Annotated in this window: 2 tRNA genes and 1 rRNA gene; all 3 read right to left on the bottom strand. The window is 46.1% G+C overall.

The annotated features are described in order from the left end of the window. Nucleotides 1-148: 148 nt before the first annotated feature. A tRNA-Ala gene (locus PCORN_RS16840) sits at nucleotides 149-224 on the bottom strand. Between the two features lie 48 nt (nucleotides 225-272). After that, nucleotides 273-346, bottom strand: a tRNA-Ile gene (locus tag PCORN_RS16835). Nucleotides 347-465: 119 nt separating this feature from the next. After that, nucleotides 466-596, bottom strand: a 16S ribosomal RNA gene (locus PCORN_RS16830); the annotation flags it as partial.

The following is a 596-nucleotide window of genomic DNA, read 5'->3' as shown; positions in this document are numbered from 1 at the left end:
CTAACCTCTACGAGCCAGCGATGGCCGTATCCGTTAGGTGAAAGGTTACTTTCAGTTGATTCTCAGTTCTTACTTGGTTGGTACAAGTCAACGACTTATACCGCACTTTACTAACTTTCTTATCTAGTTTTCAAAGAACAACTTTCTTTGGTGGAGCCTAGCGGGATCGAACCGCTGACCTCCTGCGTGCAAAGCAGGCGCTCTCCCAGCTGAGCTAAGGCCCCATGAATGGGATTTTTAACATTAGTGGACTCTTTCTTTCGAAGAGAAAGTGGGCCTAAATGGACTCGAACCATCGACCTCACGCTTATCAGGCGTGCGCTCTAACCAGCTGAGCTATAGGCCCGTCAATAAAAAGCGCCTCTTTCTTTAGTAAGAAAAAAGTGCTTACCACTAACTAGAGATTAATCTCTCAAAACTGAACAAAACAAAAGATAAAACAAAAGCAGGTTTCCTTTTCCTTAGAAAGGAGGTGATCCAGCCGCACCTTCCGATACGGCTACCTTGTTACGACTTCACCCCAATTATCTGTCCCACCTTCGGCGGCTGGCTCCATAAATGGTTACCCTACCGACTTCGGGTGTTACAAACTCTCG

Source organism: Listeria cornellensis FSL F6-0969 (assembly GCF_000525855.1).
GTDB classification, from domain to species: domain Bacteria; phylum Bacillota; class Bacilli; order Lactobacillales; family Listeriaceae; genus Listeria_A; species Listeria_A cornellensis.
This window is presented reverse-complemented; position numbering and strand designations above follow the sequence as displayed.